The following is a 22526-nucleotide window of genomic DNA, read 5'->3' on the forward strand; positions in this document are numbered from 1 at the left end:
AGCACAGCCTGTTCGATCAGCGAACACTTATGACGCTGGCCGATTGATTCCTGTTAACCAACCGGTACATTTTAGCGGGACACTCCTCCCCGACTTTTTCCCAAGAACAACAACGGAGTCTTTACCGATGAATCTGGCCAAACCGCCCGGCATTCTCGCCGGCCTTATCGGCGCGGGCATCCAGGCCTCGCGCACCCCCGCGCTGCACGAGCACGAAGGCGCCGCCCAGGGTTTGAATTACCTTTACCGGTTGATCGACCTGGACCAGCTCAAGCTCGACAGCACGGCCCTTGAAGAACTGCTGACCGCAGCCCAGTACATGGGCTTCACCGGCCTGAACATCACCTTCCCGTGCAAGCAGGCGATCCTGCCGCTGCTCGATGAACTGTCCCCGGAAGCCCGCGGCATCGGCGCGGTCAATACCGTGGTGCTCAAGGACGGCCGCCGCATCGGCCACAACACCGACTGCCTGGGCTTCGCCGAAGGCTTCCGCCGCGGCCTGACGGATGTGTCGCGTCAGCGCGTGGTGCAGATGGGCGCCGGTGGCGCCGGCGCGGCAGTGGCTCATGCCCTGCTGAGCGAAGGCGTGGAACAACTGACGGTGTTCGATGTGGAAACCGAGCGCGCCCAGGCCCTTGTGGATAACCTCAACCAGCACTTCCCGGCGGCCCCGGCGAAAGTCGGCCACGACCTGGAAAGCGCCATGGCCCAGGCCTGCGGGCTGGTCAACACCACACCGATGGGCATGGCCAAGCTGCCGGGCATGCCGGTGCCCAAGGCGCTGCTGCGGGCGGAGTTGTGGGTCGCGGAGATCGTTTATTTCCCGCTGGAAACCGAACTGCTGCGCGAAGCCCGGGCGCTGGGCTGTCGCACGCTCAATGGCGGCACCATGGCGGTGTACCAGGCGGTCAAGGCGTTCGAGCTGTTCAGTGGCGTGCAGCCCGATCCAGAGCGGATGACCGGGCACTTCCACAGCATGGGTAACTGAGGACCATCGCGGGCTGCGCCCGCGATGAACACATCAGGCCTGCAGGTAACGCAGGACCGACTCGCAGATCATTTCCTTGTGCCGGGCCTTCACGGCCTGGTCCTCGAAATCGATCTGGAAGATTTCACCGAAGGTGTGGCGGTTCGACACCCGGTAGAAACAGAACGAACTGATCAGCAGATGCACATCCAGTGCATCCAGCCCCTCGCGGAACAACCCTTCGCTTGCCCCCCGAAGCAGAATCTCGTTCAGCGCCTTGAGCACCGTATTGTTCATCGAACGAATCGCCGAAGACTGCTTCACGAACTCGCCGTGGTGCATGTTCTCGTTGCACACGATGCGCACGAAATCGACATTGCGGTCGTGGTGATCGAAGGTGAATTCGATCAGCCGGCGGATGCCCTGGCGGGGCTCCAGTTCAGCAAGGTGGAGGTTGCTTTCGGTACTGCGGATATCGCCGTAAAGCTTCTCCAGCACCTCGACGTACAACTGCTCCTTGCTGTTGAAGTAGTAATAGATCATCCGCTTCGAGGTCTGGGTGCGCTCGGCGATGGCGTCGACGCGCGCACCGGCCAGTCCTTGATGGACGAACTCGGTGATCGCCGCCTGGAGGATGTTCTCGCGGGTTTTTTCCGGATTGTTCTTGCGACCTTTGCGTGGCGCGGTTTCGGGCGCGACGTAAAGTGCTGGAGTGGTTGTCATACGCAGCTCATGGCCTTCGATTAACCGCGCAATTATGGGCCTCGGTTGCGTCAGAAGAAAGCCTTGCAGGTGTAGGGGATTACCCATTGGGCTCATCGCGAGCAAGCTCGCTCCTACAGCCTTTATCCCTGTAGGAGCGAGCTTGCTCGCGATGAGCGCTCAATCGAATCAGAGCTTGGCGTGCCGCAACCCGCCCGCCCGGGCCTTGGCCATCGCCGCCAGACGCACCGCCACGTTCGCCGCGCCATACCCGGCATAACCATTGCGCCGCTGAATCACCTCGAAGAAGAAACGCTCCTCGAACGGTTCGGTGTAGACGTGGAACAGCTCGCCACCGTTGGCATCACGGTCATACAGCACGTTGTAGTACGCCAGCTCGCTGAGGAACTCGTCGTCGAAATCAAAACGCGCAGCGAGGTCGTCGTAGTAGTTCAGCGGAATGTCCAGCAGGGCCACGCCGGCTTCCTTGGCACGCTTGACCGCGGAGAAGATGTCCTCGCAGTCGAAGGCGATATGGTGCACGCCCGAACCACGATAGTTGGACAGCGCATGGGAGATCGCGGTGTTGCGGTTCTCGGAGATGTTCAGCGGCAGGCGAATGGTGCTGCACTTGCTGCGCAGAGCACGGCTCTTCACCAGGCCATACGGGTCGGGCAGCACCACTTCGTCGTCGGCGGTGAAGTCCAGCAGACTTTTGTAGAACAGCACCCAGTTGTCCAGGCTGTCGGCCGGCAGGGCCATGGCCATGTGGTCGATGCGGGTCAGGCCGAGGCTGATCGGCGCCGGCTGGCCGTTGAGGCTGAAGTCGGTGTCGTAGATGGTGCGGCCATCGACATCCTGATCCACCAGGTAGATCAGGCTGCCGTCCGGCGCGCGCACTGCCGCCAGCTCACGCTCGTTCGGGCCGACCAGGCCGCGATAGGGCTGGCCGTGATAAGCCACGGCGCGGGCCAGGGCCTTGGCGCTGTCCTTGACCCGGACGGCCGTGGCGCACAGCGACGGGCCGTGGCTTTCGAAGAAGTTGTGGGCGAAGGAATAGGGCTCGGCGTTGAGGATCAGGTTGATATCGCCCTGACGCAGCAGGCTGACGTTCTTCGAACGGTGCTGGCCGACGCGGGCGAAGCCCAGCTGCTCCAGCCAGTTGCCGAGCTTGGCGCCCAGCGCGTCGTCCACGGCGAACTCAAGGAATTCGATGCCGTCGTAGGCACCGACCGGCGGCGTACTGAACAGCAGGTCCGGCTCGACGGCCACTTCGGGCGCGACCTGAGCCAGACGCTCGCGGGTCTTCTCTTCCAGGTACAGCAACGAGCGCAGGCCGTCGGCGGCGTTGGCCCGTGGCGGCGCGGCGCGGAAGCCATCGTTGAAGATTTCCAGCGACAGCGGGCCACGATAACCGGCCTGCAGGATCGGCGCGAGGAACGCCGGCAGGTCGAATTCGCCCTGGCCGGGGAAGCAGCGGAAATGCCGGCTCCACTCCAGCACATCCATCGCCAGGATCGGCGCGTCGGCCATCTGCACGAAGAAGATCTTGTCGCCCGGAATCTTGGCGATGCCGCTCGGATCGCCTTTGATCGAGTAGGTGTGGAAACTGTCGAGAATCATGCCCAGGCTGCGGTGATCGGCCTCGCGCACGATGTCCCAGACCTGCTCCCACTGGTTGACATGACGGCCCCAGGCCAACGCTTCGTAACCGATGCGCAAATCACGGGCACCGGCACGTTCGGCCAGCAGGCGCAGGTCGTCCACCAGAATCTGCCTCTCGCCCAGGGCGTCGGCGGCGACGTTGCTGCAGACCAGCACCAGATCGGTGCCCAGTTCCTGCATCAGGTCGAACTTGCGCTCGGCGCGGTCGAGGTTGCGCGACAGACGGTCGCGGCGGCAGCCTTCGAAGTCGCGGAACGGCTGGAACAGGGTGATTGCCAGGCCCAGATCAGCGCAGCGCTGGCGGATTTCCCGGGGGCTGCCGTCGTAGTACAGAAGGTCGTTTTCGAAAATCTCCACGCCGTCGAACCCGGCGGCGGCAATGGCTTCGAGCTTTTCTGGCAAAGTGCCGCTCAAGGACACGGTGGCAATCGAACGCTGCATCTTCAGTCTCCAACGGGCAGGCAGTGCCCCAACTGTGACGAATTATTGGCCGGCGCGGAAAACACCTCAACCAAAAGGTACGAACCGGTTAGTTTTGTGTGCGATTATCGCCCGAAATGCGCTGTGACGAATTGACCCTTTTTTGAGCAGTGCGCACCATTTCCATCCATGAAGCGGGTACTCATCGGCCACCTGACCGGGACGATCCTGCCAAGTAAATCAACATGCACTACGTTTTCTTGCGTCACCCAGGCTCGACCCATAAACATAAAAATACGGGTAACCCACGATGATACAAAGCTCCAGCAATCCCATTGCCCAGCCTCTGGGCAACACCCCGCACGCAGGAATGGGCGACAAGATCCGCGGCGCCATGGCCGTGGGCAAGACCCGTTGGGTCATGCTTGCCCTGGTGTTCTTCGCCACCACCCTGAACTACATCGACCGCGCCGCCCTCGGCGTCATGCAGCCCATCCTGGCCAAGGAAATGAGCTGGACGGCGATGGACTACGCCAACATCAACTTCTGGTTCCAGGTCGGCTACGCCATCGGCTTCGTGCTGCAGGGCCGCTTGATCGACAAGGTCGGCGTGAAGAAGGTGTTCTTCTGCGCCGTACTGCTCTGGAGCCTGGCTACCGGCGCTCACGGCCTGGCCACCTCGGCGGTCGGCTTCATGGTCTGCCGGTTCATTCTCGGCCTGACCGAAGCGGCCAACTACCCGGCCTGCGTCAAGACCACCCGCCTGTGGTTCCCGGCCGGTGAACGCGCCGTCGCCACCGGTATCTTCAACGCCGGCACCAACGTTGGCGCCATGTTCACGCCGATGCTGCTGCCGCTGATTCTCACCGTGTGGGGCTGGCAGGCCGCGTTCATGGCCATGGGCGCACTGGGCCTGGTCTGGGTCACCTTCTGGGGCCTGAAGTACTTCAACCCTGAAGATCACCCGACCGTGAGCAAAGCCGAACTGGCTTACGTCCAAGGCGAAGCCGAACCTGAGCAGAAAGGCGTGCCGTTCTCGCGCATCCTGCGTATGCGTGGCACCTGGGCCTTCGCCCTGGCCTACTCGATCACCGCGCCGGTGTTCTGGTTCTACCTGTACTGGCTGCCACCGTTCCTGAACCAGCAATACAGCCTGGGCATCAGCGTTACTCAAATGGGTATCCCGCTGATCGTGATCTACCTCAGTGCCGACTTCGGCAGCGTCGGCGGCGGCATCCTCTCCTCGTTCCTCATCGGACGCGGCGTGGCACCGGTCAAGGCGCGCCTGATGTCGATGGCCCTGTTCGCTGCCACCATCATCGGCGTGATCTTCGCCGCTGGCGCCAGCAGCCTGTGGGTCGCGGTACTCGCCATCTCCCTGGCAATCGCCGCGCACCAGGCCTGGACCGCCAACATCTGGAGCCTGGTGATGGACTACACGCCCAAGCACATGATGAGCACGGTGTTCGGCTTCGGCGGCATGTGCGCAGCCATCGGCGGTATGTTCATGACCCAGATCGTCGGCTACGTGCTGACCGTCACCAACAACAACTACAGCATCCTGTTCACCATGATCCCGGCGATGTACTTCATTGCCCTGACCTGGATGTACTTCATGGCACCGCGCAAAGTGCCTAAAGTCGACGTCTGATCCTACCGCTACATGACGCGGGGCCTGCCCTCTCCGGCAACGGAGCGGGGCCGGCCCCGCGGTCGTTTCAGCGCCGCCGCTGCAACCAGGCCGCCGCCAGCCCGCTCAGGCAGACCACGGCGATGCCGGTCATGCCCCACAGGTCCGGTCGCTGGCCGAACAGCACGATGCCCATCAACCCGGCAAACACGATCTGACAATAGCTGAACGGTGCCAACATCGCCGGTGGTGCGTGGCGGAACGCCTGGGTCAGGAACAGGTGGGCGAGCATGCCGAAGGTGCCCAGGGCCAGAGTCATAAGGCCGTGGGTGAAGCTCGGAACGGTCCAGAAGAACGGCACCAGCAGGCTCATCACCAAGGTGTTGAACACACCGGTAAAGAAATTGCTGGCGGTCGGGCTGTCGATGTCGCTGAGCTTGCGGGTAAGGATCTGATAGAAGCAGAAACAGGTCGCCGAGCCGAGTGGCAGCAACACCGCCGGGGTAAACAGCGCACCACCGGGGTGCACGATCACCAGCACGCCGATAAAACTCGCCAGCACCGCCAGCCATTGCCCGCGCGTCACCCGCTCCTTGAGCAGCGGCATCGACAGCGCCGTGACCATCAGTGGCGCAAGGAAGTTGACCGCCGTCGCCTCGGCCAGCGGTAGGTACTGCAACGCCTTGGTGAACAGCAAGCTGCAACCGAGCAGACACAACGCCCGCGCCGCCTGCAGACCCGGTCGACGCGTGCGCAAGCCGCGCAAACCGGCCCGCGGCAGGAAGATCCCGAGCATCAACAAGGTGTGTACGAGGTAGCGCGCCCAGACCACCCAGACAATCGGGTAGAACCCCGAAAGGTACTTGGACATGGCGTCGTGGCTGGAAAACAGAAAGGTCGCGACAACGACCAGGAGGATGCCTTTGAACGGCTGGCTGAGAGGGGGCATGGACGGGCTCGGGTCGATGATTTCGCGAAGGGCTCGGCCGAGCAAGGGTCAGGCCAGGCGGCGCCCGACCTCACCGATGCGCGGGTGACTACAGCACCTGACTGAGAACCTGGCGCGTCTTGTCCAGCGCCCACTGCGCGCGCTCCAGCGCCGAGACGCCCTGCTCCAGCAACTGCCGGGTGGGGATTTCCAGGCTCAGTGGAATGTCGGGGGAAACGCTGGTCAGCAGCCCGCGCAGGTCGCAGTCGCCATCACCGGGGAACCGCCGCTCGTTACGCGCCTGGCGCAGGATCTCGGCCATATCGTCCGGCCGCGGCCCAGCCACGTCGCACAGTTGCAGGTAGCGCATGCGCGAGGCCGGCACCTGGCGCAGGTCTTCCAGGCGCGAGGCGGAACGGTCGAAATGGAAGGCGTCGACCAGCACGCAGCCGTTTTCACGCCCGGCGTTCTCGACGATGCGCAGCGCCTCGGTGAGATTCTTGGCGTCGGTCCAGGGCATGAACTCCAGGTGCGGGTAAATGCCGTATTTCGCGGCCAGGTCGCAGAGGGCGGCGAAGTTTTCGGTCATCCGCGCCGGGTCCGGGTCATTGCCGGCCACCAGCAGTTCGGTGGCGCCGAATTCGGCTCCGACCGCCAGCAGCGCATCGAAATCAGCGACGCGGGTTTCCGGCTTGAGGCGGAGGATTTCCACGTCCATCACCTTGATGCCGGTGTCGCGCAGGCGCTCGGCGGTCTGCCGGCGCAGGTCGGCATCGCGGACCAGCGGGAAATGATGTTCTTCCGGCGTGGCCGGCTCCAGGCGCAGGCCGACATGGCTGTAGCCAGCGCGGGCGGCGACCTCGACCATTTGCGGTGGCGACAGTTCGAGGACAGTCAGGGCGGCCAGGGACAGGACTCGTTGACTCATTGGCGGGCATCTCTTGGGGTTGTTGTTCTGGATGCGAATATTTAGAACTTGGTTCCAGTTTCAATGCAAGCAGAAAAAAGCCCATGAGCGCCTGAACAGGTCAGGTGGTTTGTATGGCCCTAAGTAGAAATTAGACGAACAACTCAGATGCCGGACTCGCCGCCGACAACTCCTGCGTCGTCGCCAGCAGCGCCGCCGACAGCTCATGCATCCGCGCTTCGGTCATCCGCGCCGTCGGCCCGGCAATGCTCACCACGCCCACCGCATGCCCGTCGCGCGGATCCGCCACCACCGCCGCCAGCGCCGACATGCCCACCGCAGAACTCTCCACCACCCAGGCGTAGCCATGCTCACGCGCCACCCGCAGGCGCTCCAGCAGCTCGGCATTGGACTTCGGCGCGCCCGGCCCGAAGTCTTCGCGCGGCCCCACGCCCTGGCGCTCCACCAGCAGCAGCGCCTGGGCATCGCTGAGGCTGGCCAGCCATGCATGCCCCGATGCGCTGTAGAACAACGGCGCATCACGGCCCATATCCGGGTCGTAGCGCAGCCCGGAGCGGGCGCCCTGGGACTTGGCGATCCAGGTCTGTCGCTCGCCGTCGATCACGCCAAGGCGCACCAGCTCGCCGCTCTGCCGCGCGAGCTCGTCGAGGATCGGCTGGACGATGTCCGCGCCGCTGTTGGCAAGATAGCGAAAGCCCTGGGCCACCAGCCGGGTGCTCAGCAGGTAGCGGCTGTTCTCCGGGTTCTGCCGTACGTAACCCAGGCGGATCAGCTCGGCGAGCATGCGGTGGGTCGCGCTTTTCGGAATGTCCAGTTGCTCGGCCAGGGCCTGCATCGGCAACCCGCGAGGTTCGCTGGTAAGGCTTTCGATAAGGCTGAGCGCGCGTTCGATCTGACTGCCGGCCATGGTCATGGTCCCTGAAAATGTTGCCGAATTCTAAAGAGCGCCGGACAAAGCGCAAACCACTGTTCGATCTTCGCCCAACTTCGCGACACAACGCTTGGCAGCGCCGAGGCGATCAGAGAATATGGAATCATGTTCCAAAAACAACAATCCAGCCTTTTCTCCGAGGACGCTCCATGACTGCCCTTCCCTCACACGCCCGCACAGTGGACTGCGATGTCCTGGTGATCGGTTCCGGCGCCGCCGGCCTCAGCGCTGCGGTAACTGCCGCCTGGCACGGGCAGAAGGTCATCGTGGTGGAGAAAGACCCGGTCTTCGGCGGCGCCACCGCCTGGTCCGGCGGCTGGATGTGGGTGCCGTGCAACCCGCTGGCGCGCCGTGCCGGCATCGTCGAGGACCGCTCGGCGCCGCGCACCTACCTGGAACACGAACTCGGCGAGCGCTTCAACGCGCCGCTGATCGACGCCTTCCTCGAAGCCGCGCCGAACATGGTGAGCTTCTTCGAGAAACACACCGCGCTGCAGTTCGCCGACGGCAACGGCATTGCCGATATCCACGGCGACACGCCCGGCGCCGGCACCGGCGGTCGTTCGGTGATCGCCGCGCCCTACGACGGGCGCAAGGCCGGCAAGCTGCTCAAGCGCCTGCGCCGGACCATGCGCGAAACCTCGTTCTGGGGCATGCCGATCATGGCCGGCAAGGATCTCGGTGCCTTCCTCACCCTGACCCGCTCCTGGCGCTCGCTGCTGCACGTGACCCGGCGCATCGGCAAACACCTGATCGACCTCGCCACCCACGGCCGCGCCCTGCACCTGGTCAACGGCGTGGCCTTGATTGCGCGCCTGGCGAAATCCGCCGAAGACCTCGGCGTGCTGCTCTGGGAGTCGGCGCCCGCCCGGCGCCTGTTGCATGAGAATGGCCGGGTCAGCGGCGCCGTGGTGCAGACCGCCAGCGGCGAAGTCACCATCAACGCCCGCGCCGTGGTCCTCGCCGCCGGCGGCTTCCCCAACGACATCGAACGCCGCAAGGCGATGTTCCCGCGCACGCCCAGCGGCCACGAACACCTGGCCCTGCCGCCACTCGCCGCCAATGGCGACGGCCTGCGCCTGGGCGAGAGCGCAGGCGGCCGGGTCGCCGACGACCTGCACTGCGCGGTGGCCTGGGCGCCGGTGTCGAAGGTGCCATACAAGGACGGCAGCGCCGGCCATTTCCCGCACATCATCGAACGCGGCAAGCCGGGAATCATCGGTGTGCTGAGCAACGGCCAGCGCTTCGTCAACGAAGCCGGTGGCTACTACGACTACGTCAGCGCCATGGTCGCCGCCGCGCCGGGCGAGAAGGTCGAGTCCTGGCTGATCTGCGACCACACCTTCCAGCGTCGCTATGGCCTAGGCATCGCCCGCCCGTTCCCGCTGCCGACCTCGGCGCTGGTGCGCAACGGCTACCTCAAGCGCGCGGACAGCCTGCACGACCTGGCCAACCAGTGCGGCATCGACGCCCGCGGCCTGCTCGACACCGTCAGCGAGTACAACCGCCACGCCGAACGCGGCGAAGACCCGCAATTCGGGCGCGGCACCACCCTCTACAACCGCAAACAGGGCGACGCCCTGCACGGCCCCAACCCGTGCGTGGCGCCCATCGAGAAAGGCCCGTTCTACGCGGTCAAGGTCGAGCCCGGTTGCTTCGGCACCTTCGCCGGGCTGCGCACCAACGAACACGCGCAAGTGCTGGACGCCCGTCAGCAGCCCATCGAAGGTCTCTACGCTGCGGGTTGCGACATGGCCAGCATCATGGGCGGGCATTACCCCGCCGGCGGCATCAACCTCGGCCCGGCGGCGACCTTCGGCTACATCGCCGCACGCCATATCAGCGGCGTCAGCGCCTACGAGTGATCAGTTGAAGCGCTGCCCGGAAATCGCCGGGTGATAGATCGGCTGGACCTTGTTCCCCGCAGGGTCCAGCAGGTGGAAGCTCCAGGTGCCATCGCCATGGGCGAACGGCGTGTCCAGCAAGGTCACGCCGCATTCCTTGAGATAGCCGTACCAGGCATGCAATTCGTCCAGGCTGTCGACCACGAAACCATAATGATCCACCGCCTGCGCCCCGCTGCTGGGTGCGAAGGCGCGGCCCAGCGACAGGTTGTCGTTGCCGCAGGTGAGGTAGACCAGGTCTTCGTGGGCACGGTGCAGCACCTCCATCCCCAGCACATCCACATAGAAGCGCTCACAGACTTCAAGGTTCGGCACCAGGATCGCGATATGACGCAGGCCGTTGAGGCGGCTTGGACGAACAGGCATGGTTTCGGCTCCGTTTTTGTATACAATTTTTCGCAAATATAAGACAAAACGGAGTTCGACGTGTACAGCCTTCTACTCAAGACCCAGCTTCAGCCCGGTAGCCTGGAGCAATTCATGGATGCGATGAGCGTCAATGCCGCCAGTTCGGTACGCGACGAACCGGGGTGTCTGGTGTTCGATGTGGTGCGGGACAGGAGTGCGCCGGATCTGGTCTGGCTGTATGAGGTGTATACGGATGAGGCGGCCTTCGAGGCCCATCTGCTGACGCCGCATTTCCTCGCCAGCCGGCCACTGGTGGACCCGCTGATCGTGCGGCAAGAGGTAATCGAGGGGGATGTGCTGGCGTTCAATGCCACGCGGGGATGACAGGTATTTGGGACCATCTTGTGGCCCTTCGCGACGGTTCGGCGCCCGATAAGCTCGCTCAGGATTCTGAGGATACCGTGGGAGCGAGCTTGCTCGCGAAGGACCGCAAAGCGGTCCCAAACAAAGACGACTCCGATCAGAAGTCGAAGAACACCGTCTCACCCTCACCCTGAATCCGGATATCAAAGCGATACGCCGTCTTCCCGTTCAACTCGCAACGCTTGGCCACCAGGGTGGCGCGACGCTGTGGCTGCTCGATCAGGTTCAACACCGGGTCCTTGGCGTTCGCCTCGGCTTCGTCATCGAAGTACAGGCGAGTCTGCAGGTGGATGTTGATCCCCCGGGCAAACAGGCTGACGTTGATGTGCGGCGCCATCGGCACGCCGGCGGCGTTGTTCGCTACGCCCGGCTTGACGGTGTGCATGGTCCACTCGCCTTCATCGAAGGTGGTGGCGGTGCGACCGAAACCGTTGAACGCATTTTCCACGTTGTAATCGGTGTTGTAGGCGCCGGTGTGGTCGGCCTGCCAGAACTCCACGAAGGAGTCGCGGACCAGGTGGCCATTACCGTCATAGACGTTGCCGAACACCACGATGTGCTCGCCCGGCGCGCCTTCGCGGGCCATCTGGCTCCAGATTTCCTGAGCGCGGGGCGGGTTACCGGCGGCCGCCAGGGCCAGGCCGATGTGGACGTAAGGGCCGGCGGTCTGCGAAGGGGTTTCCGGCAGCAGTTCGATAGGCATGACTGGACTCCTCTCAGCGGTTTTCGAAGTGGGTCTTGCGCTCGCCGCGCAACACGATGTCGAAGCGGTACGCCAGGCAATCCATCGGATTGGCGTTACCCATGTCCAGGCGCGCGATCAGACGCTGGATGGCGTCCGGGTTGGCGATGGACTTGACGATCGGGCACAGCGGGATCAGCGGGTCGCCTTCGAAATACAGCTGGGTGATCAGACGCGTGGAGATCGACGGGCCGCTGATCGACACGTGAATGTGCGCCGGACGCCAGTCGTTCGGGCCGTTGCGCCATGGGTACGGGCCCGGCTTGATGGTGCGGAAGCTGTAGAAACCTTCGCTGTCGGTCAGTGCACGGCCGACACCACCGAAGTTGGGGTCCAGCGGCGCCAGGTAGCGGTCGTTCTTGTGGCGATAGCGACCGCCAGCGTTGGCCTGCCACATTTCAACCAGCGTGTTGGGAATCGGCTTACCGTATTGATCGAAAACACGACCAGCAACGATGATGCGCTCGCCGACAGGCAGGCCGCCGTTGTTGAAGTTCAGCAGCAGGTCGTTGTCGTGCTCACCGAAACCCAGGTGGGAAAAGTTCGGGCCGGTGCTTTCGCTGATGGACTGCGGAATGCTGACCAGCGCCTGACTCGGCGAGCGGGCGATGGAGGTTTTGTAGTCCGGGGTGAAGGCTTTTGGATGCCAGTTTCGATCACGGATAACGAAGCGACTGGTGTCTGTAGCAGACATGCCGTTCTCCTGTTCTTGGATTTATGGAGAGCCCGATCAGGACGGGCGAGGTGGTGTGACAAAGTGTCTCGCGGACCCGCCCCGGCGAATACTGAAAAGAACACTGACAGACATAACCATTTGGTTATGAATAGCGACAAGGCTCCCTCGACCAAGGGTCGTGGGCTAACCTTTCATGGCGATAAATCCACCGGGAGACACAACCCATGCAATGGCGAAAAGGCAGACGCAGCGACAACGTGGTCGATGCACGGGGCGACAGTCCGGGCGGCGCGCGCTTCGGCGGCGGCAAGGGCCTCACCCTCGGCGCGGTGGTGCTGATCGTCGGTATCGGCCTGCTCACCGGGCAAGACCCGATGCAGATCCTCGGCCAGCTCGCCGGACAAATGGAACAAGGCGCCCCGACACAAACCCAGACTGGCCAGAAGCCGGCGGCCAATGACGAAGGCAGCCAGTTCGTCGCCAGCATCCTCGGTGACACCGAAGACACCTGGCGGGCGCTCTTCGCCCAGGCCGGCAAGCAATACAAGGACCCGAAACTGGTGCTGTTCAGCGGCCAGGTGAAATCCGCCTGCGGCTTCGCCACCTCGGCCACCGGTCCGTTCTACTGCCCGGCGGACCAGCAGGTGTACCTGGACATGAGTTTCTTCCGCGAAATGGAACAGCGCTTCGCCGCCGCCGGCGACTTCGCCCAGGCCTACGTGATCGCCCACGAGGTCGGCCACCACGTGCAGACGCTGCTGGGCGTCTCGGCCAAGGTCGACGCGGCGCGGCGCAGCGGTCAACGGGTCGAGGGCGCCAACGGTCTGCTGGTGCGCCAGGAATTGCAGGCCGACTGCCTCGCCGGCGTCTGGGCCTATCAAGCGCAACAACGGCACAACTGGCTGGAACCGGGCGACATCGAAGAAGCCCTCAACGCCGCCAACGCCATCGGCGACGACCGCCTGCAGCAACAGGGTCAGGGCCGTGTGGTCCCCGACTCGTTCACCCACGGCACCTCGGCGCAGCGAGTGCGCTGGTTCAAGGCCGGGTTCGGCAAGGGTGATATCAACCAGTGCGACACCTTCAACGCCAAGGCGCTCTGATATCCCTGCGCAAATACCCCTTCTTTTTCCATCCACAGCCCCGCACTTGCGGGGCTTGTCACATTTTGTTGAGTGTTTTTGTCGGTTTTACTGAAAAAGCGTTTCAGCTCCCCGTCTTATCGCCGATAAAAGCTCCTCAACATCCGCTGGCCTCCAAGAAAAACAAATCATCAGCGACCCGATTACACCTTTTTCTGGAGGGAACCCATGAATAGTTGGTTTGCCAACATCAGCGTCAACCTGAAACTCGGCCTGGGCTTCGGCCTGGTCCTGCTGCTGACCGCCTTGCTCGCACTGACCGGCTGGAACAGCCTCGACAGCCTGACCCAGCGCAGCAACTGGATGAGCGACATCCCCCGCCTCAACAGCGACCTGACCAACCTGCGGGTCGCACGCCTGCAATACATGCTGGCCAACGGCGACGACGACGCCGCCGGCAATGTGCAGGTCAAGCTCAATGAGTTCAGCCAGCAACAGCAGCGCCTGCTGAAGACCTTCAAGAGCCCGGAAAACGTCAAGCTGCTGGAAGAGCAGGCGCAGATCATCAGCGCCTATCAGGTGTCGCTGAACAAGATGCGCGCCACCTACAAGGCCAGCGCGAGCGCCCGCGGCGACCTGGAAACCACCGCCGCCACCGCCCTGCAACTGATCGAGGGCATCAACCGCGACGTGCTCACTCAGTCGGACAGCGATTCCGCCCGCCTGGAGCAATACCGCGCCGCCAGCGCCGCCAAGGAGCAACTGCTGCTGGTGCGCCTGGAAGTCCGCGGCTACATCGCCGACAACACCGCGCAAAGCGAACAGACCGCCTTGCGCCAACTGGACAGCGCGCTGGACCAGGCCCGCCAGTTGAGCCGCGCCCTGCCCAACGAAACCGCGCGCATCCAGCAGTTCGAAGCGGCCTTGAGCGGCTATCGCGATGCCCTCAACCGCTACAAAAACGCCATTGCCGACATCGGCGTGGCGCGCCAGGAAATGACCGCGCAGGGCTACGACATCGTCAATCGCAGCGAAGCCCTCTACAAGATCCAGCTCGATCGCCGCGACGCCGAAAGCGCCCAGGCCAGCACCCTGCAACTGATCGCGACCCTGCTGGCACTGCTCACCGGCATCGTCGCTGCGGTACTGATTACCCGCCAGATCACCCGTCCGCTGCGTCAGACCCTGGACGTGGTCGAGCGCATCGCCGCCGGCGACCTGACCCACGAACTGCGCGTCACCCGCCGCGACGAAATGGGCGTGCTGCAACAAGGCATCCAGCGCATGGGCACAACCCTGCGCGAGTTGATCAGTGGTATCCGTGATGGCGTCACGCAAATCGCCAGCGCCGCCGAAGAACTCTCCGCAGTGACCGAGCAGACCAGCGCCGGCGCCAACAACCAGAAAGTCGAGACCGACCAGGTCGCCACCGCCATGCACGAAATGGCGACCACCGTGCAGGAAGTCGCGCGCAACGCCGAGCACGCTTCCGAAGCCGCAACCGACGCCGACAAGCAGGCCCGGGCCGGCGATCAGGTGGTGTCGCAGGCCATCGCCCAGATCGAAAAACTCGCGGGCGAAGTGGAACGCTCCACCCAGGCCATGGCGCAGTTGCAGCAAGAAAGCCAGAAGATCGGCAGCGTCATGGACGTGATCAAGTCGGTGGCCGAACAGACCAACCTGCTGGCTCTCAACGCCGCCATCGAAGCGGCCCGTGCCGGCGAGGCCGGACGTGGTTTCGCGGTGGTCGCGGATGAAGTCCGCGGGCTGGCCCAGCGCACCCAGAAATCCACCGAAGAAATCGAAGAACTGGTCGCCGGCCTGCAGAGCGGCACCCAGCAGGTGGCCAACATCATGCTCGGCAGCCGCAGCCTGACCGACAGCGGCGTCGAACTGACGCGCAAGGCCGGCACCTCACTGGAAAGCATCACCCGCGTGGTGTCCGACATCCAGTCGATGAACCAGCAGATCGCCGCAGCGGCCGAACAGCAGAGCGCCGTGGCCGAAGAAATCAGCCGCAGTATCTTGAGCGTACGGGATGTGTCGGAACAGACAGCGGCGGCGAGTGATGAAACGGCGGCGTCCAGCGTCGAGCTGGCGCGGCTGGGGAATCAGTTGCAGTTGATGGTGAGTCACTTCCGGGTGTGAGTCACAGGGGCCGCTTTGCGGCCCATTTGCTGCGGCTCGACCCTGAAACCAACGCTGATTTCAGGGCCTTTGCGCTTACTTGACCACCTGCCCCACCCCTCTCCCGCGCGGATCCGAAGCCGTCTCCAGCTTGCTTCCGATCACCCGGATCGCCTGCACATCGCCCATCTCCCAACCCTGGTCCTCAAGGGTGTAGCCCATCTTCTTCAGCTCTTGCGCCACCTCACCGGTGAGCGGTGCATAAGCATCGAAATAGATGGTGTCCTTGGGCAGCAACTGGTGATGCACGCGCTGCGCCGCGACGGCTTTTTCCAGCGGCAAATTGAAGTCGTACAGGTTGTTCAGCACCTGGAAGATCGAGGTGAAAATCCGCGAACCACCCGGCGTGCCCAGCACCAGCGTGACCTGTCCATCGCGGGTCACCAGGCTCGGGCTCATGGACGACAGCATGCGCTTGCCAGGCTCGATGGCATTGGCATCGCCGCCCACCACGCCAAAGGCGTTGGCCACCCCCGGCTTGGAGCTGAAGTCGTCCATTTCATCGTTGAGCAGGAAGCCCGCGCCCTTGACCACCATGCCGCTGCCGTAGTCCCAGTTCAGGGTGTAGGTGTTGCTCACCGCGTTGCCCTGGTTGTCGACGATGGAGAAGTGGGTGGTCTGATGCGGCTCCAGCCCCGGACGGACTTTCTCGGTCTCGGAAATCGCATTCGGATTGACCTCCTTGGCCCGCCGCGCCAGATACTCAGGCGCCACCAGTTCCGCCACCGGCACCTTGGCGAAGGCCGGGTCGCCGAGGTAATCGGCGCGGTCAGCGAACACCCGTTTTTCGATCTCGGCCAGCAAGTGGATATAACGCGCCGAATTCAGCTCGACGCCTTTGAAGTCCGCCGCACGCTGCTCCTTGATGCCCAGCAGTTGGGCCAAGGCGATACCGCCCGAGCTGGGCAGCGGCGCGGTGTAGACCGTGTTGCCGCGCCAGTCGATGCGCATCGGCTCGCGCCACACCGCCTTGTAATCCTTGAGGTCGTCCTTGCTGATCAGGCCGTTGCTGGCCTGCATCTGCGCCACCAGCAGGTCGGCGGTCTTGCCCTGGTAGAACTCGCTGACGCCCTTGTCGGCGATACGTTCCAGGGTCTGCGCCAGCTCCGGCTGCTTGAAGGTTTCGCCGACTTTCATCTGGCCGAAGTAGTCGTTGAAGTTGGTGCTGTCCTTGAACAATCCCAGCGCGTCTTCGCGGTACTGGTATTGCTTGGCCGCGACCTTGAAGCCGTTCTTCGCATAGCCCACCGCCGGGGTCAGCAGTTCGGACCAAGGCAACTTGCCGAACTTCTGGTGCGCCTCCCACAAGCCCATCACCGTACCCGGCACACCAGCAGCGCGGGCGCCGACCAGGCTCAGGTTCTCGATGATTTCGCCTTTCTCGTCCAGGTACATGTTGCGCGTGGCGGCCTTGGGCGCCACTTCGCGGTAGTCGAGGAAATACGCTTTGCCGTCCACATACAGGGTCATGAACCCGCCGCCGCCGATATTGCCGGCTTCGGGGTAAGTGACCGCGAGGGTGAAGGCCGTGGCGACCGCGGCGTCCACCGCATTGCCGCCCTTCTTGAGGATTTCGGCGGCAACCTGCGCGCCATATTGATCGGGAGCGGCAACGGCGCCGCCTTCCAGGGTGACTGCATAAGCCGATGCGCTGGCGAGAATCGCCGCACCGAGGCCCAAGGTTCGAAAAATCACAACGCGCATAAAACGTCCTTGGTGTTGTTTTCGTTGAACAACCAGTAAGGACTATGCAGGAAGAGTTTTCAAACGCGGACTGACGTTTCTTCGGCAGGCGTCACGCTTCAGCAAGCGTAGGCCGCCAGCTTGCGCTGGATGAAATCGAGGAAGCACTGGATGCGCAGCGCCAGTTGCGAGTTGCGGTAATACACCGCGTTGATCGGTTGGCGATAACCGCTGTTGAAATCGCTCAACAGCACCTGCAGGCGACCGTTGCGGATGTCCTCATGGGTCATGAAATGCGACAGGCAGGCAATGCCATCACCGGCCAGCGCCAGCGCACGCAAGGTTTCGCCGCTGGAGGCGGACAGGTCCGGGCGGATCAGCAAACGGTCGCCTTCGACATGACGCAGCGGCCAGTGGTTGAGGGTTTCGGTCTGGGTGAAGCCGAGCAGCGTGTGTCCGGCGAGGTCCTCAACGCGCTGCGGTGTGCCGTGGCGTTCGAGGTATTCAGGACTGGCCAGCAGGTTCAGCGGGCTGCAGCCGAGCGAACGGGCATGCAGGCTGGAGTCGGCCAGGTCACCGATGCGGATCGCCACGTCGGTGCTCTGCTCCAGCAGGTCGATGATCAGGTCGCTGGTGTTCAGCTCCAACTGGATCTGCGGGTAGAGCGCGCGAAACTCCGCCACCCACGGCACGATGGCATGCAGCATGAACGGCAGCGCGGCATTGATGCGCAGGCGCCCGGACGGGGTCTGCTGGTGCCGGGAAAGGTGGTCTTCCAGATCATCCATCTGTTCGAGAATGGACTTGGCCCGCTCGAAGAAATACCGCCCCTCTTCGGTCAGGTCCATGCGCCGCGTGGTGCGGTTGATCAGCGTGGTGCCGAGCTTGGCTTCCAGCCGCGACAGCGTGCGGCTGATCGCCGAGGGCGTCTGCCCGCCCTGCTCGGCGGCGGCGGAAATCGAGCCGCACTCGATCACCGAGACGAACACCTGCAATTCATCGGACCTGGCTTTCACGGGACTACCTCACGACACACGACGCGCAGAGTGATAGCCCTTCGCAGCCGGCGACGCAAGTCGCATCAGGCCGCGACGCCAAACACCTTCGCCAGGTGCGCTTCATACGCGGCGACCGCGGCCGGCACGTTCGGGCGCTTCATCACATCCACCGCCAGGTAGGTCGGCAGGCCGCTCATGCCGAGGAACTGGTTGGCCTTGTGGAACGGGAAGTACACCGCGTCCACGCCCTTGCCTTCGAAGAAGTCGGCGGGATCATCGAACGCCTGCTGCGGCGCGTTCCAGGTCAGCGAGAGCATGTACTGCTTGCCCTGGATCAGACCGCCGCTGCCGTACTTCTGAGAGGCATCGGAGCGGGTCCGGCCATCGCTGGCGTAAAGGCTGCCGTGGCCGGCGGTGAAGACTTCATCGAGGTACTGCTTGACGGTCCACGGCGCGCCCATCCACCAACCGGGCATCTGGTAGACGATAACGTCGGCCCAGAGGAATTTCTCGACCTCTTCCTGATTGTCGTAGCCGCCGTCGATATAGGTGGTCTTCACGTCGAAGCCGGCGCGGTCGAGAAAGGCCAAGGCCGTCTCATGCAGGGTTTCGTTCAGGCGGCCATCGGAGTGGGCGAATTTCTTGCCACCGTTGAGCAACAGGACCTTTTTCATCATTTGCCTCATCTGTCGGGGTCCTGCCGGGCGTCTGGCCTGGGGACCGGGATAACTGGATGGCGGCAGATTAATGAGGCCGGGGCTACGGAAAAACCCACGCGCGGGCAAAATACTTTTGCCTTAAAAGCACGAGTTGACCGCTTATTAATGAAATAAAATCAGCATCACATTCAACGGAGGTCACCTCATGAGCGAACCCTACGGCTTTATCCTCAAAGCCAAGACCCGTCCGGAAAAAGCCGAGGCTTTCGAGGCGTTGTTCCGTGGTTACGTCGAGCCAAGCCGTGCCGAACCCGGCTGCATCGAGTACCACATGCTGCGCGACAAGGAAGACCCGAGCCTGTTCGTGTTCTACGAAATCTGGGCCAGCAAGGCGGCGCTGGACGTGCATTCGGCGCTGCCGCACATGCAGCAGTTCGCCGAGCAGCGCATGGACTACCTGGAGCGGGATTTCGACATCCAGTTGATCGAGATGCTCAGCGAGTCTTCGGCTAACCGTTGACCATCAGGTGCGCGCCGAGCAGCCCCAGGCCAATGAAGAAGCAGCGCTTGAACAGCGCTGCGCTGATGCGCTGCCGTAACCATTGGCCGAACAGCATGCCGAGCAGCGCCGGCGCCAGCACCAACAACGAGGCCCCCAGCGCCTCGCCGCCCAGCGCATCCTGCCCGGCCAGACCAATGGCCAGCGCCACCGTGGACACCGTGAACGACAGGCCAAGGGCCTGGACCCGCTCATCGCGGTCCAGGTCCAGCGCTTGCAGATAAGGCACCGCCGGAATCACGAACACCCCGGTCGCGGCGGTGATCACCCCGGTCACTGCGCCACACAGCGGCCCCAGCCAGCGCTCCTGACCCGGTTTCAGACTGAACGGCGGCAACCACAGCCCGACCAGCGCATAGAGCAACAACGCCCCGCCCAACGCATGCGCCGCCCACGCTCCGCTGCTGATGCCCAGCCAGGCGCTGCCCAGCAGCGTGCCGAAAAACACCATCAACAGCATCGGCCACAGCCGCCGCAGCAACGCACGCAAATGTCCGCCGCTCGCCAGTTGCCAGACGTTGGTCACGGTCGACGGCACGATCAGCAACGCCGCAGCCTGCGCCGGCGCCATAGCCAGGCCGAGCAGGCCCATGGCGATGGTCGGCAGGCCGAGCCCAATCACGCCCTTCACCGCGCCGGCCAGGAGGAAGGTTGCTATCACCAGCAGTGATAGGGCTGGGCCGATGTCTTGGTAGAAGCCGATGAGTGTGTTCATGAAGCCATGTTGCGTTGGGTGAAACTCGTTGAATAGTCGCGATTAGTTGAGCCAGCCTATCGCTAGACAATAGGCTGAGCGTTCTATACTTCGCCAACCTTCACGTTGGCCCCGCCCATGCATTTCGACCTCATCGACCTCCGCCTTTTCCTCCACACCGTCGAGTGCGGCAACATCACCGCCGGGGCTCAGCGCAGTCACCTGTCGCTGCCGGCGGCCAGTGCGCGGATCCGGGCGATGGAAAGCTCGCTCGGCATCGCCCTGCTGGAGCGCAATCGTCGTGGCGTGCAGCCGACTCCGGCCGGGCAGGCGCTGGTCAATCATGCGCGGCAGATTGGCCAGCAGGTGGAGCGCCTGCAGTTCGACCTGACGCAGTACGCCAGCGGCTTGCAGGGCCAGGTGCGCCTGCTGTGCAACACGGCGGCGCTGACCGAGTACCTGCCGGAACTACTCGCCGACTTCCTGCGCCAGCGCCCGCACATCGATGTGGATATCCAGGAGCTGCCGAGCCTGCGCATCGTCCAGGCCCTCGGCAAGGGCATCGCCGACCTCGGCATCGTTTCTGACGCGGTGGTCACCGCAGACCTGCAGACACGCCCTTTCCGCGACGATCCGCTGGTGCTGATCATGGCCCCGGACCATCCGCTCGCGGCTGTGGATAACCTCGACTTCGCTCGCTCGCTGGAGCACGGTTACGTCGGCCTCGGCGCCGCCAGCGCGCTAGCGTTGCACCTGGAAGAACAGGCGCTGCACCTGGGCCGGCGGATGCAGGTGCGGGTGCGGGCGGAAGGTTTCGATGGGGTGATTCGCATGGTCGCCCACGGAGCAGGGCTGGGCATCGTGCCGCTCGCCGCGGTGCAGCGCTGGCAGGGCGTGTTGCCGCTGCGCAGCGTGGCGTTGCGCGAAGTCTGGGCCGAGCGCCGGCTGCTGCTCTGCGCGCGGGATTTCGCCGCGTTGCCGGGTCAGGCCACGGCATTGCTCGATGCACTGGCGCCGCGCGTTTAGACAACTCGACGTCGAGTACAGGCAATTGCCGGATGGACGGGCTCGCTAGGCTGCGGGCTCTTTCTTCTGTCTGCCGGAGCCTGTATGTCCAAGCCAATCGTCGTCCTTCGCGATACCCATCCGCTGCCGGTCCTCGACGCCTGCAAATGGGAAAAACTGGCGGGCGACCCGCACACCGTCAACCTCAACGCCTACACCAGCGAAGACGGCAGCAAGATCATGGGCACCTGGATCTGCACCCCGGGCAAATGGCGGGTGAACTACGAGAAGTGGGAGTACTGCCATTTCCAGGAAGGATACTGCGTGATCACGCCGGATGGTCAGGAGCCGATTCATCTGCGGGCGGGGGATATCTTCATCGTCGAGCCGGGGATGAAGGGGACCTGGGAAGTGGTTGAGACGGTGCGCAAGTATTTCGTGTTTGCCTGATTTTCAAAACCCAACCGCTGCGGTTCGGCGCCCCGAACCGCAGCGATTGTTTCAACATCACTCCGGCTTGCGATAACTCTCCACAATCGCCGAAAAGTCTTTCCCGCCATCCCCACGCAGGCTCATCGCCTGATACAACTGCTGCGCCACCGCGCCGAGGATCACCGGCTGGTGCGCCTGCTTCGCCGCTTCGGTCGCCAGGCCCAAATCCTTCAGCATCAGCTCCGCACCAAAGCCACCGGTATACCCACGGGCCGCCGGCGCCGTTTCGATGATGCCCGGCCATGGGTTGTAGGTATCAGAACTCCAGCAGCGCCCAGTGGAACTGTTGATGATCCCCGCCAGCACCTTGGTGTCGATGCCCAGCGCGTTACCCAGGGCCATGGCCTCGGACACGCCGACCATGGAGATCCCCAGCAGCAGGTTGTTGCAGATCTTGGCGATCTGCCCGGTACCCACGCCCCCGCAATGCACGATGTTGCGGCCCATCTGCGCCAGCACCGGCTGCAAGGTGGCGAACAGTTCGTCACTGCCGCCGACCATGAAGGTCAAAGTGCCCGCCGCTGCGCCGCCGGTACCGCCGGACACCGGCGCATCGCCCATGTCCACACCCTGCTTCGCCGCCGCGGCGGAAACGTCGCGGATGGTCTGCGGGTCGATGGTGCTGCAATCCACCACCGGCGTACCGGCGCGCACGCCGGCCAGCACGCCGTTCTCGCCGAGGTACACGCCGCGCACATGCGCTGCGGCCGGGAGCATGGTGATCACCAGTTCGGCGTTGCTCGCTGCATCACGCGGCGAGTCGCTGATATGCCCGCCCAGCTCGGCGAGCTCGGCCAGGATGGTGGTGTTGAGGTCGAACAGGTTGAGGCTGTGGCCGGCCTTGATCAAGTTGCGCGCCATCGGCGCGCCCATGTTGCCAAGACCCACGAATGCAATACGCAT

At 63.7% G+C, this 22526-nt stretch carries 22 protein-coding genes and 1 pseudogene; 10 read left to right on the forward strand and 13 right to left on the reverse strand.

Annotated features, from left to right (window positions below; genetic code table 11):
* The first annotated feature begins 127 nt into the window (after positions 1-127).
* Entirely contained in the window at positions 128-988 is an 861-nt protein-coding gene (locus tag HWV67_RS25720) for a shikimate dehydrogenase (protein ID WP_371929339.1), read from the forward strand.
* Between the two features lie 33 nt (positions 989-1021).
* Here the strand turns inward: HWV67_RS25720 and HWV67_RS25725 are convergent, their stop codons facing one another.
* The gene (locus HWV67_RS25725; RefSeq protein WP_095159922.1) at positions 1022-1690 is read right to left on the reverse strand and encodes a TetR/AcrR family transcriptional regulator; all 669 of its coding nucleotides are present in this window, start codon (positions 1688-1690) and stop codon (positions 1022-1024) included.
* A 168-nt stretch (positions 1691-1858) separates the two neighbouring features.
* Positions 1859-3775, reverse strand: coding sequence for a 3-dehydroshikimate dehydratase QuiC (quiC, locus tag HWV67_RS25730; RefSeq protein WP_175653299.1), 1917 nt, complete (start codon positions 3773-3775; stop codon positions 1859-1861).
* Positions 3776-4064: 289 nt separating this feature from the next.
* On the opposite strand from quiC, the gene HWV67_RS25735 reads away from it, so the two are divergent.
* On the forward strand, positions 4065-5405 hold the full coding sequence (locus HWV67_RS25735) for an MFS transporter (RefSeq protein WP_175653300.1): 1341 nt from the start codon (positions 4065-4067) through the stop codon (positions 5403-5405).
* Between the two features lie 67 nt (positions 5406-5472).
* Here the strand turns inward: HWV67_RS25735 and HWV67_RS25740 are convergent, their stop codons facing one another.
* The 3 genes from HWV67_RS25740 to HWV67_RS25750 all read right to left on the reverse strand — a co-directional run bounded on the left by HWV67_RS25740 (position 5473) and on the right by HWV67_RS25750 (position 8147).
* Positions 5473-6333 carry a DMT family transporter gene (locus HWV67_RS25740; RefSeq protein WP_175653301.1) on the reverse strand — a complete coding sequence of 287 codons (861 nt, stop codon included), beginning with the start codon at positions 6331-6333 and terminating at the stop codon, positions 5473-5475.
* Positions 6334-6421: 88 nt separating this feature from the next.
* Positions 6422-7240: a sugar phosphate isomerase/epimerase family protein gene (locus HWV67_RS25745; protein WP_175653302.1), complete on the reverse strand. Its 819-nt coding sequence runs from the start codon at positions 7238-7240 to the stop codon at positions 6422-6424.
* A gap of 130 nt (positions 7241-7370) precedes the next feature.
* On the reverse strand, positions 7371-8147 hold the full coding sequence (locus HWV67_RS25750) for an IclR family transcriptional regulator (RefSeq protein ID WP_095159927.1): 777 nt from the start codon (positions 8145-8147) through the stop codon (positions 7371-7373).
* 173 nt (positions 8148-8320) lie between these two features.
* Here HWV67_RS25750 and HWV67_RS25755 point away from each other — a divergent pair, with 173 nt between their 5' ends.
* On the forward strand, positions 8321-10036 hold the full coding sequence (locus tag HWV67_RS25755) for an FAD-dependent oxidoreductase (RefSeq protein WP_175653303.1): 1716 nt from the start codon (positions 8321-8323) through the stop codon (positions 10034-10036).
* On the opposite strand, the gene HWV67_RS25760 is transcribed toward HWV67_RS25755, so the two are convergent.
* On the reverse strand, positions 10037-10441 hold the full coding sequence (locus HWV67_RS25760) for a VOC family protein (protein WP_095159929.1): 405 nt from the start codon (positions 10439-10441) through the stop codon (positions 10037-10039). It abuts the gene before it with no gap.
* Positions 10442-10501: 60 nt separating this feature from the next.
* Between HWV67_RS25760 and HWV67_RS25765 the strand changes: the two genes are divergently transcribed.
* Positions 10502-10807 (forward strand): putative quinol monooxygenase, encoded by a 306-nt coding sequence (locus HWV67_RS25765; RefSeq protein ID WP_175653304.1) that lies wholly within the window; start codon positions 10502-10504, stop codon positions 10805-10807.
* 136 nt (positions 10808-10943) lie between these two features.
* Here HWV67_RS25765 and pcaG read toward each other — a convergent pair whose 3' ends face one another.
* Both pcaG and pcaH read right to left on the reverse strand, forming a co-directional pair.
* Positions 10944-11549: a protocatechuate 3,4-dioxygenase subunit alpha gene (gene pcaG / locus HWV67_RS25770; protein WP_095159931.1), complete on the reverse strand. Its 606-nt coding sequence runs from the start codon at positions 11547-11549 to the stop codon at positions 10944-10946.
* 13 nt (positions 11550-11562) lie between these two features.
* Complete coding sequence (gene pcaH, locus HWV67_RS25775; RefSeq protein ID WP_110971008.1) at positions 11563-12282, reverse strand: protocatechuate 3,4-dioxygenase subunit beta; 720 nt, start codon at positions 12280-12282, stop codon at positions 11563-11565.
* 206 nt (positions 12283-12488) lie between these two features.
* On the opposite strand from pcaH, the gene ypfJ reads away from it, so the two are divergent.
* The 3 genes and pseudogenes from ypfJ (at position 12489) to HWV67_RS32285 (ending at position 15494) form a co-directional block, all read left to right on the forward strand.
* Positions 12489-13367, forward strand: coding sequence for a KPN_02809 family neutral zinc metallopeptidase (ypfJ, locus tag HWV67_RS25780; protein ID WP_175653305.1), 879 nt, complete (start codon positions 12489-12491; stop codon positions 13365-13367).
* A 342-nt stretch (positions 13368-13709) separates the two neighbouring features.
* Positions 13710-14639: pseudogene (locus HWV67_RS32280) on the forward strand (methyl-accepting chemotaxis protein); the annotation flags it as partial.
* A complete protein-coding gene (locus HWV67_RS32285; protein ID WP_371864354.1) occupies positions 14631-15494 on the forward strand; it encodes a methyl-accepting chemotaxis protein in 864 nt (287 codons plus the stop codon). The pseudogene HWV67_RS32280 and the gene HWV67_RS32285, both read left to right, overlap by 9 nt.
* A 75-nt stretch (positions 15495-15569) precedes the next feature.
* Here the strand turns inward: HWV67_RS32285 and ggt are convergent, their stop codons facing one another.
* The 3 genes from ggt to HWV67_RS25800 form a co-directional block, all read right to left on the reverse strand.
* Positions 15570-17237: a gamma-glutamyltransferase gene (gene ggt, locus HWV67_RS25790; RefSeq protein ID WP_175653307.1), complete on the reverse strand. Its 1668-nt coding sequence runs from the start codon at positions 17235-17237 to the stop codon at positions 15570-15572.
* A gap of 98 nt (positions 17238-17335) precedes the next feature.
* A complete protein-coding gene (locus HWV67_RS25795) occupies positions 17336-18232 on the reverse strand; it encodes a LysR family transcriptional regulator (RefSeq protein ID WP_175653308.1) in 897 nt (298 codons plus the stop codon).
* 65 nt (positions 18233-18297) lie between these two features.
* On the reverse strand, positions 18298-18888 hold the full coding sequence (locus HWV67_RS25800; RefSeq protein WP_175653379.1) for an NAD(P)H-dependent oxidoreductase: 591 nt from the start codon (positions 18886-18888) through the stop codon (positions 18298-18300).
* Positions 18889-19078: 190 nt separating this feature from the next.
* Here HWV67_RS25800 and HWV67_RS25805 point away from each other — a divergent pair, with 190 nt between their 5' ends.
* Positions 19079-19393, forward strand: coding sequence for a putative quinol monooxygenase (locus HWV67_RS25805; RefSeq protein ID WP_175653309.1), 315 nt, complete (start codon positions 19079-19081; stop codon positions 19391-19393).
* On the opposite strand, the gene HWV67_RS25810 is transcribed toward HWV67_RS25805, so the two are convergent.
* Positions 19383-20147, reverse strand: coding sequence for a sulfite exporter TauE/SafE family protein (locus HWV67_RS25810; protein WP_175653310.1), 765 nt, complete (start codon positions 20145-20147; stop codon positions 19383-19385). The two genes, HWV67_RS25805 and HWV67_RS25810, sit on opposite strands and share 11 nt — an antisense overlap.
* Positions 20148-20264: 117 nt before the next feature.
* On the opposite strand from HWV67_RS25810, the gene HWV67_RS25815 reads away from it, so the two are divergent.
* Complete coding sequence (locus HWV67_RS25815) at positions 20265-21152, forward strand: LysR family transcriptional regulator (RefSeq protein WP_175653311.1); 888 nt, start codon at positions 20265-20267, stop codon at positions 21150-21152.
* A gap of 84 nt (positions 21153-21236) precedes the next feature.
* Positions 21237-21581: a cupin domain-containing protein gene (locus tag HWV67_RS25820; protein WP_042124881.1), complete on the forward strand. Its 345-nt coding sequence runs from the start codon at positions 21237-21239 to the stop codon at positions 21579-21581.
* Between the two features lie 57 nt (positions 21582-21638).
* Here the strand turns inward: HWV67_RS25820 and mmsB are convergent, their stop codons facing one another.
* Positions 21639-22526, reverse strand: a complete 888-nt coding sequence (mmsB, locus tag HWV67_RS25825) for a 3-hydroxyisobutyrate dehydrogenase (RefSeq protein WP_110971015.1) — start codon at positions 22524-22526, stop codon at positions 21639-21641.

This window comes from Pseudomonas sp. Marseille-P9899, from assembly GCF_903166565.1.
GTDB lineage: Bacteria > Pseudomonadota > Gammaproteobacteria > Pseudomonadales > Pseudomonadaceae > Aquipseudomonas > Aquipseudomonas huaxiensis.

Coding starts and splice junctions, on each gene's coding strand:
- HWV67_RS25720 (WP_371929339.1), top strand. CDS start 128: ATGAATCTGGCCAAACCGCCCGGCATTCTCGCCGGCCTTATCGGCGCG.
- HWV67_RS25725 (WP_095159922.1), bottom strand. CDS start 1,690: ATGACAACCACTCCAGCACTTTACGTCGCGCCCGAAACCGCGCCACGC.
- quiC (WP_175653299.1), bottom strand. CDS start 3,775: ATGCAGCGTTCGATTGCCACCGTGTCCTTGAGCGGCACTTTGCCAGAA.
- HWV67_RS25735 (WP_175653300.1), top strand. CDS start 4,065: ATGATACAAAGCTCCAGCAATCCCATTGCCCAGCCTCTGGGCAACACC.
- HWV67_RS25740 (WP_175653301.1), bottom strand. CDS start 6,333: ATGCCCCCTCTCAGCCAGCCGTTCAAAGGCATCCTCCTGGTCGTTGTC.
- HWV67_RS25745 (WP_175653302.1), bottom strand. CDS start 7,240: ATGAGTCAACGAGTCCTGTCCCTGGCCGCCCTGACTGTCCTCGAACTG.
- HWV67_RS25750 (WP_095159927.1), bottom strand. CDS start 8,147: ATGGCCGGCAGTCAGATCGAACGCGCGCTCAGCCTTATCGAAAGCCTT.
- HWV67_RS25755 (WP_175653303.1), top strand. CDS start 8,321: ATGACTGCCCTTCCCTCACACGCCCGCACAGTGGACTGCGATGTCCTG.
- HWV67_RS25760 (WP_095159929.1), bottom strand. CDS start 10,441: ATGCCTGTTCGTCCAAGCCGCCTCAACGGCCTGCGTCATATCGCGATC.
- pcaG (WP_095159931.1), bottom strand. CDS start 11,549: ATGCCTATCGAACTGCTGCCGGAAACCCCTTCGCAGACCGCCGGCCCT.
- pcaH (WP_110971008.1), bottom strand. CDS start 12,282: ATGTCTGCTACAGACACCAGTCGCTTCGTTATCCGTGATCGAAACTGG.
- ypfJ (WP_175653305.1), top strand. CDS start 12,489: ATGCAATGGCGAAAAGGCAGACGCAGCGACAACGTGGTCGATGCACGG.
- HWV67_RS32285 (WP_371864354.1), top strand. CDS start 14,631: ATGGGCACAACCCTGCGCGAGTTGATCAGTGGTATCCGTGATGGCGTC.
- ggt (WP_175653307.1), bottom strand. CDS start 17,237: ATGCGCGTTGTGATTTTTCGAACCTTGGGCCTCGGTGCGGCGATTCTC.
- HWV67_RS25800 (WP_175653379.1), bottom strand. CDS start 18,888: ATGAAAAAGGTCCTGTTGCTCAACGGTGGCAAGAAATTCGCCCACTCC.
- HWV67_RS25805 (WP_175653309.1), top strand. CDS start 19,079: ATGAGCGAACCCTACGGCTTTATCCTCAAAGCCAAGACCCGTCCGGAA.
- HWV67_RS25810 (WP_175653310.1), bottom strand. CDS start 20,147: ATGAACACACTCATCGGCTTCTACCAAGACATCGGCCCAGCCCTATCA.
- HWV67_RS25815 (WP_175653311.1), top strand. CDS start 20,265: ATGCATTTCGACCTCATCGACCTCCGCCTTTTCCTCCACACCGTCGAG.
- HWV67_RS25820 (WP_042124881.1), top strand. CDS start 21,237: ATGTCCAAGCCAATCGTCGTCCTTCGCGATACCCATCCGCTGCCGGTC.
- mmsB (WP_110971015.1), bottom strand. CDS start 22,526: ATGCGTATTGCATTCGTGGGTCTTGGCAACATGGGCGCGCCGATGGCG.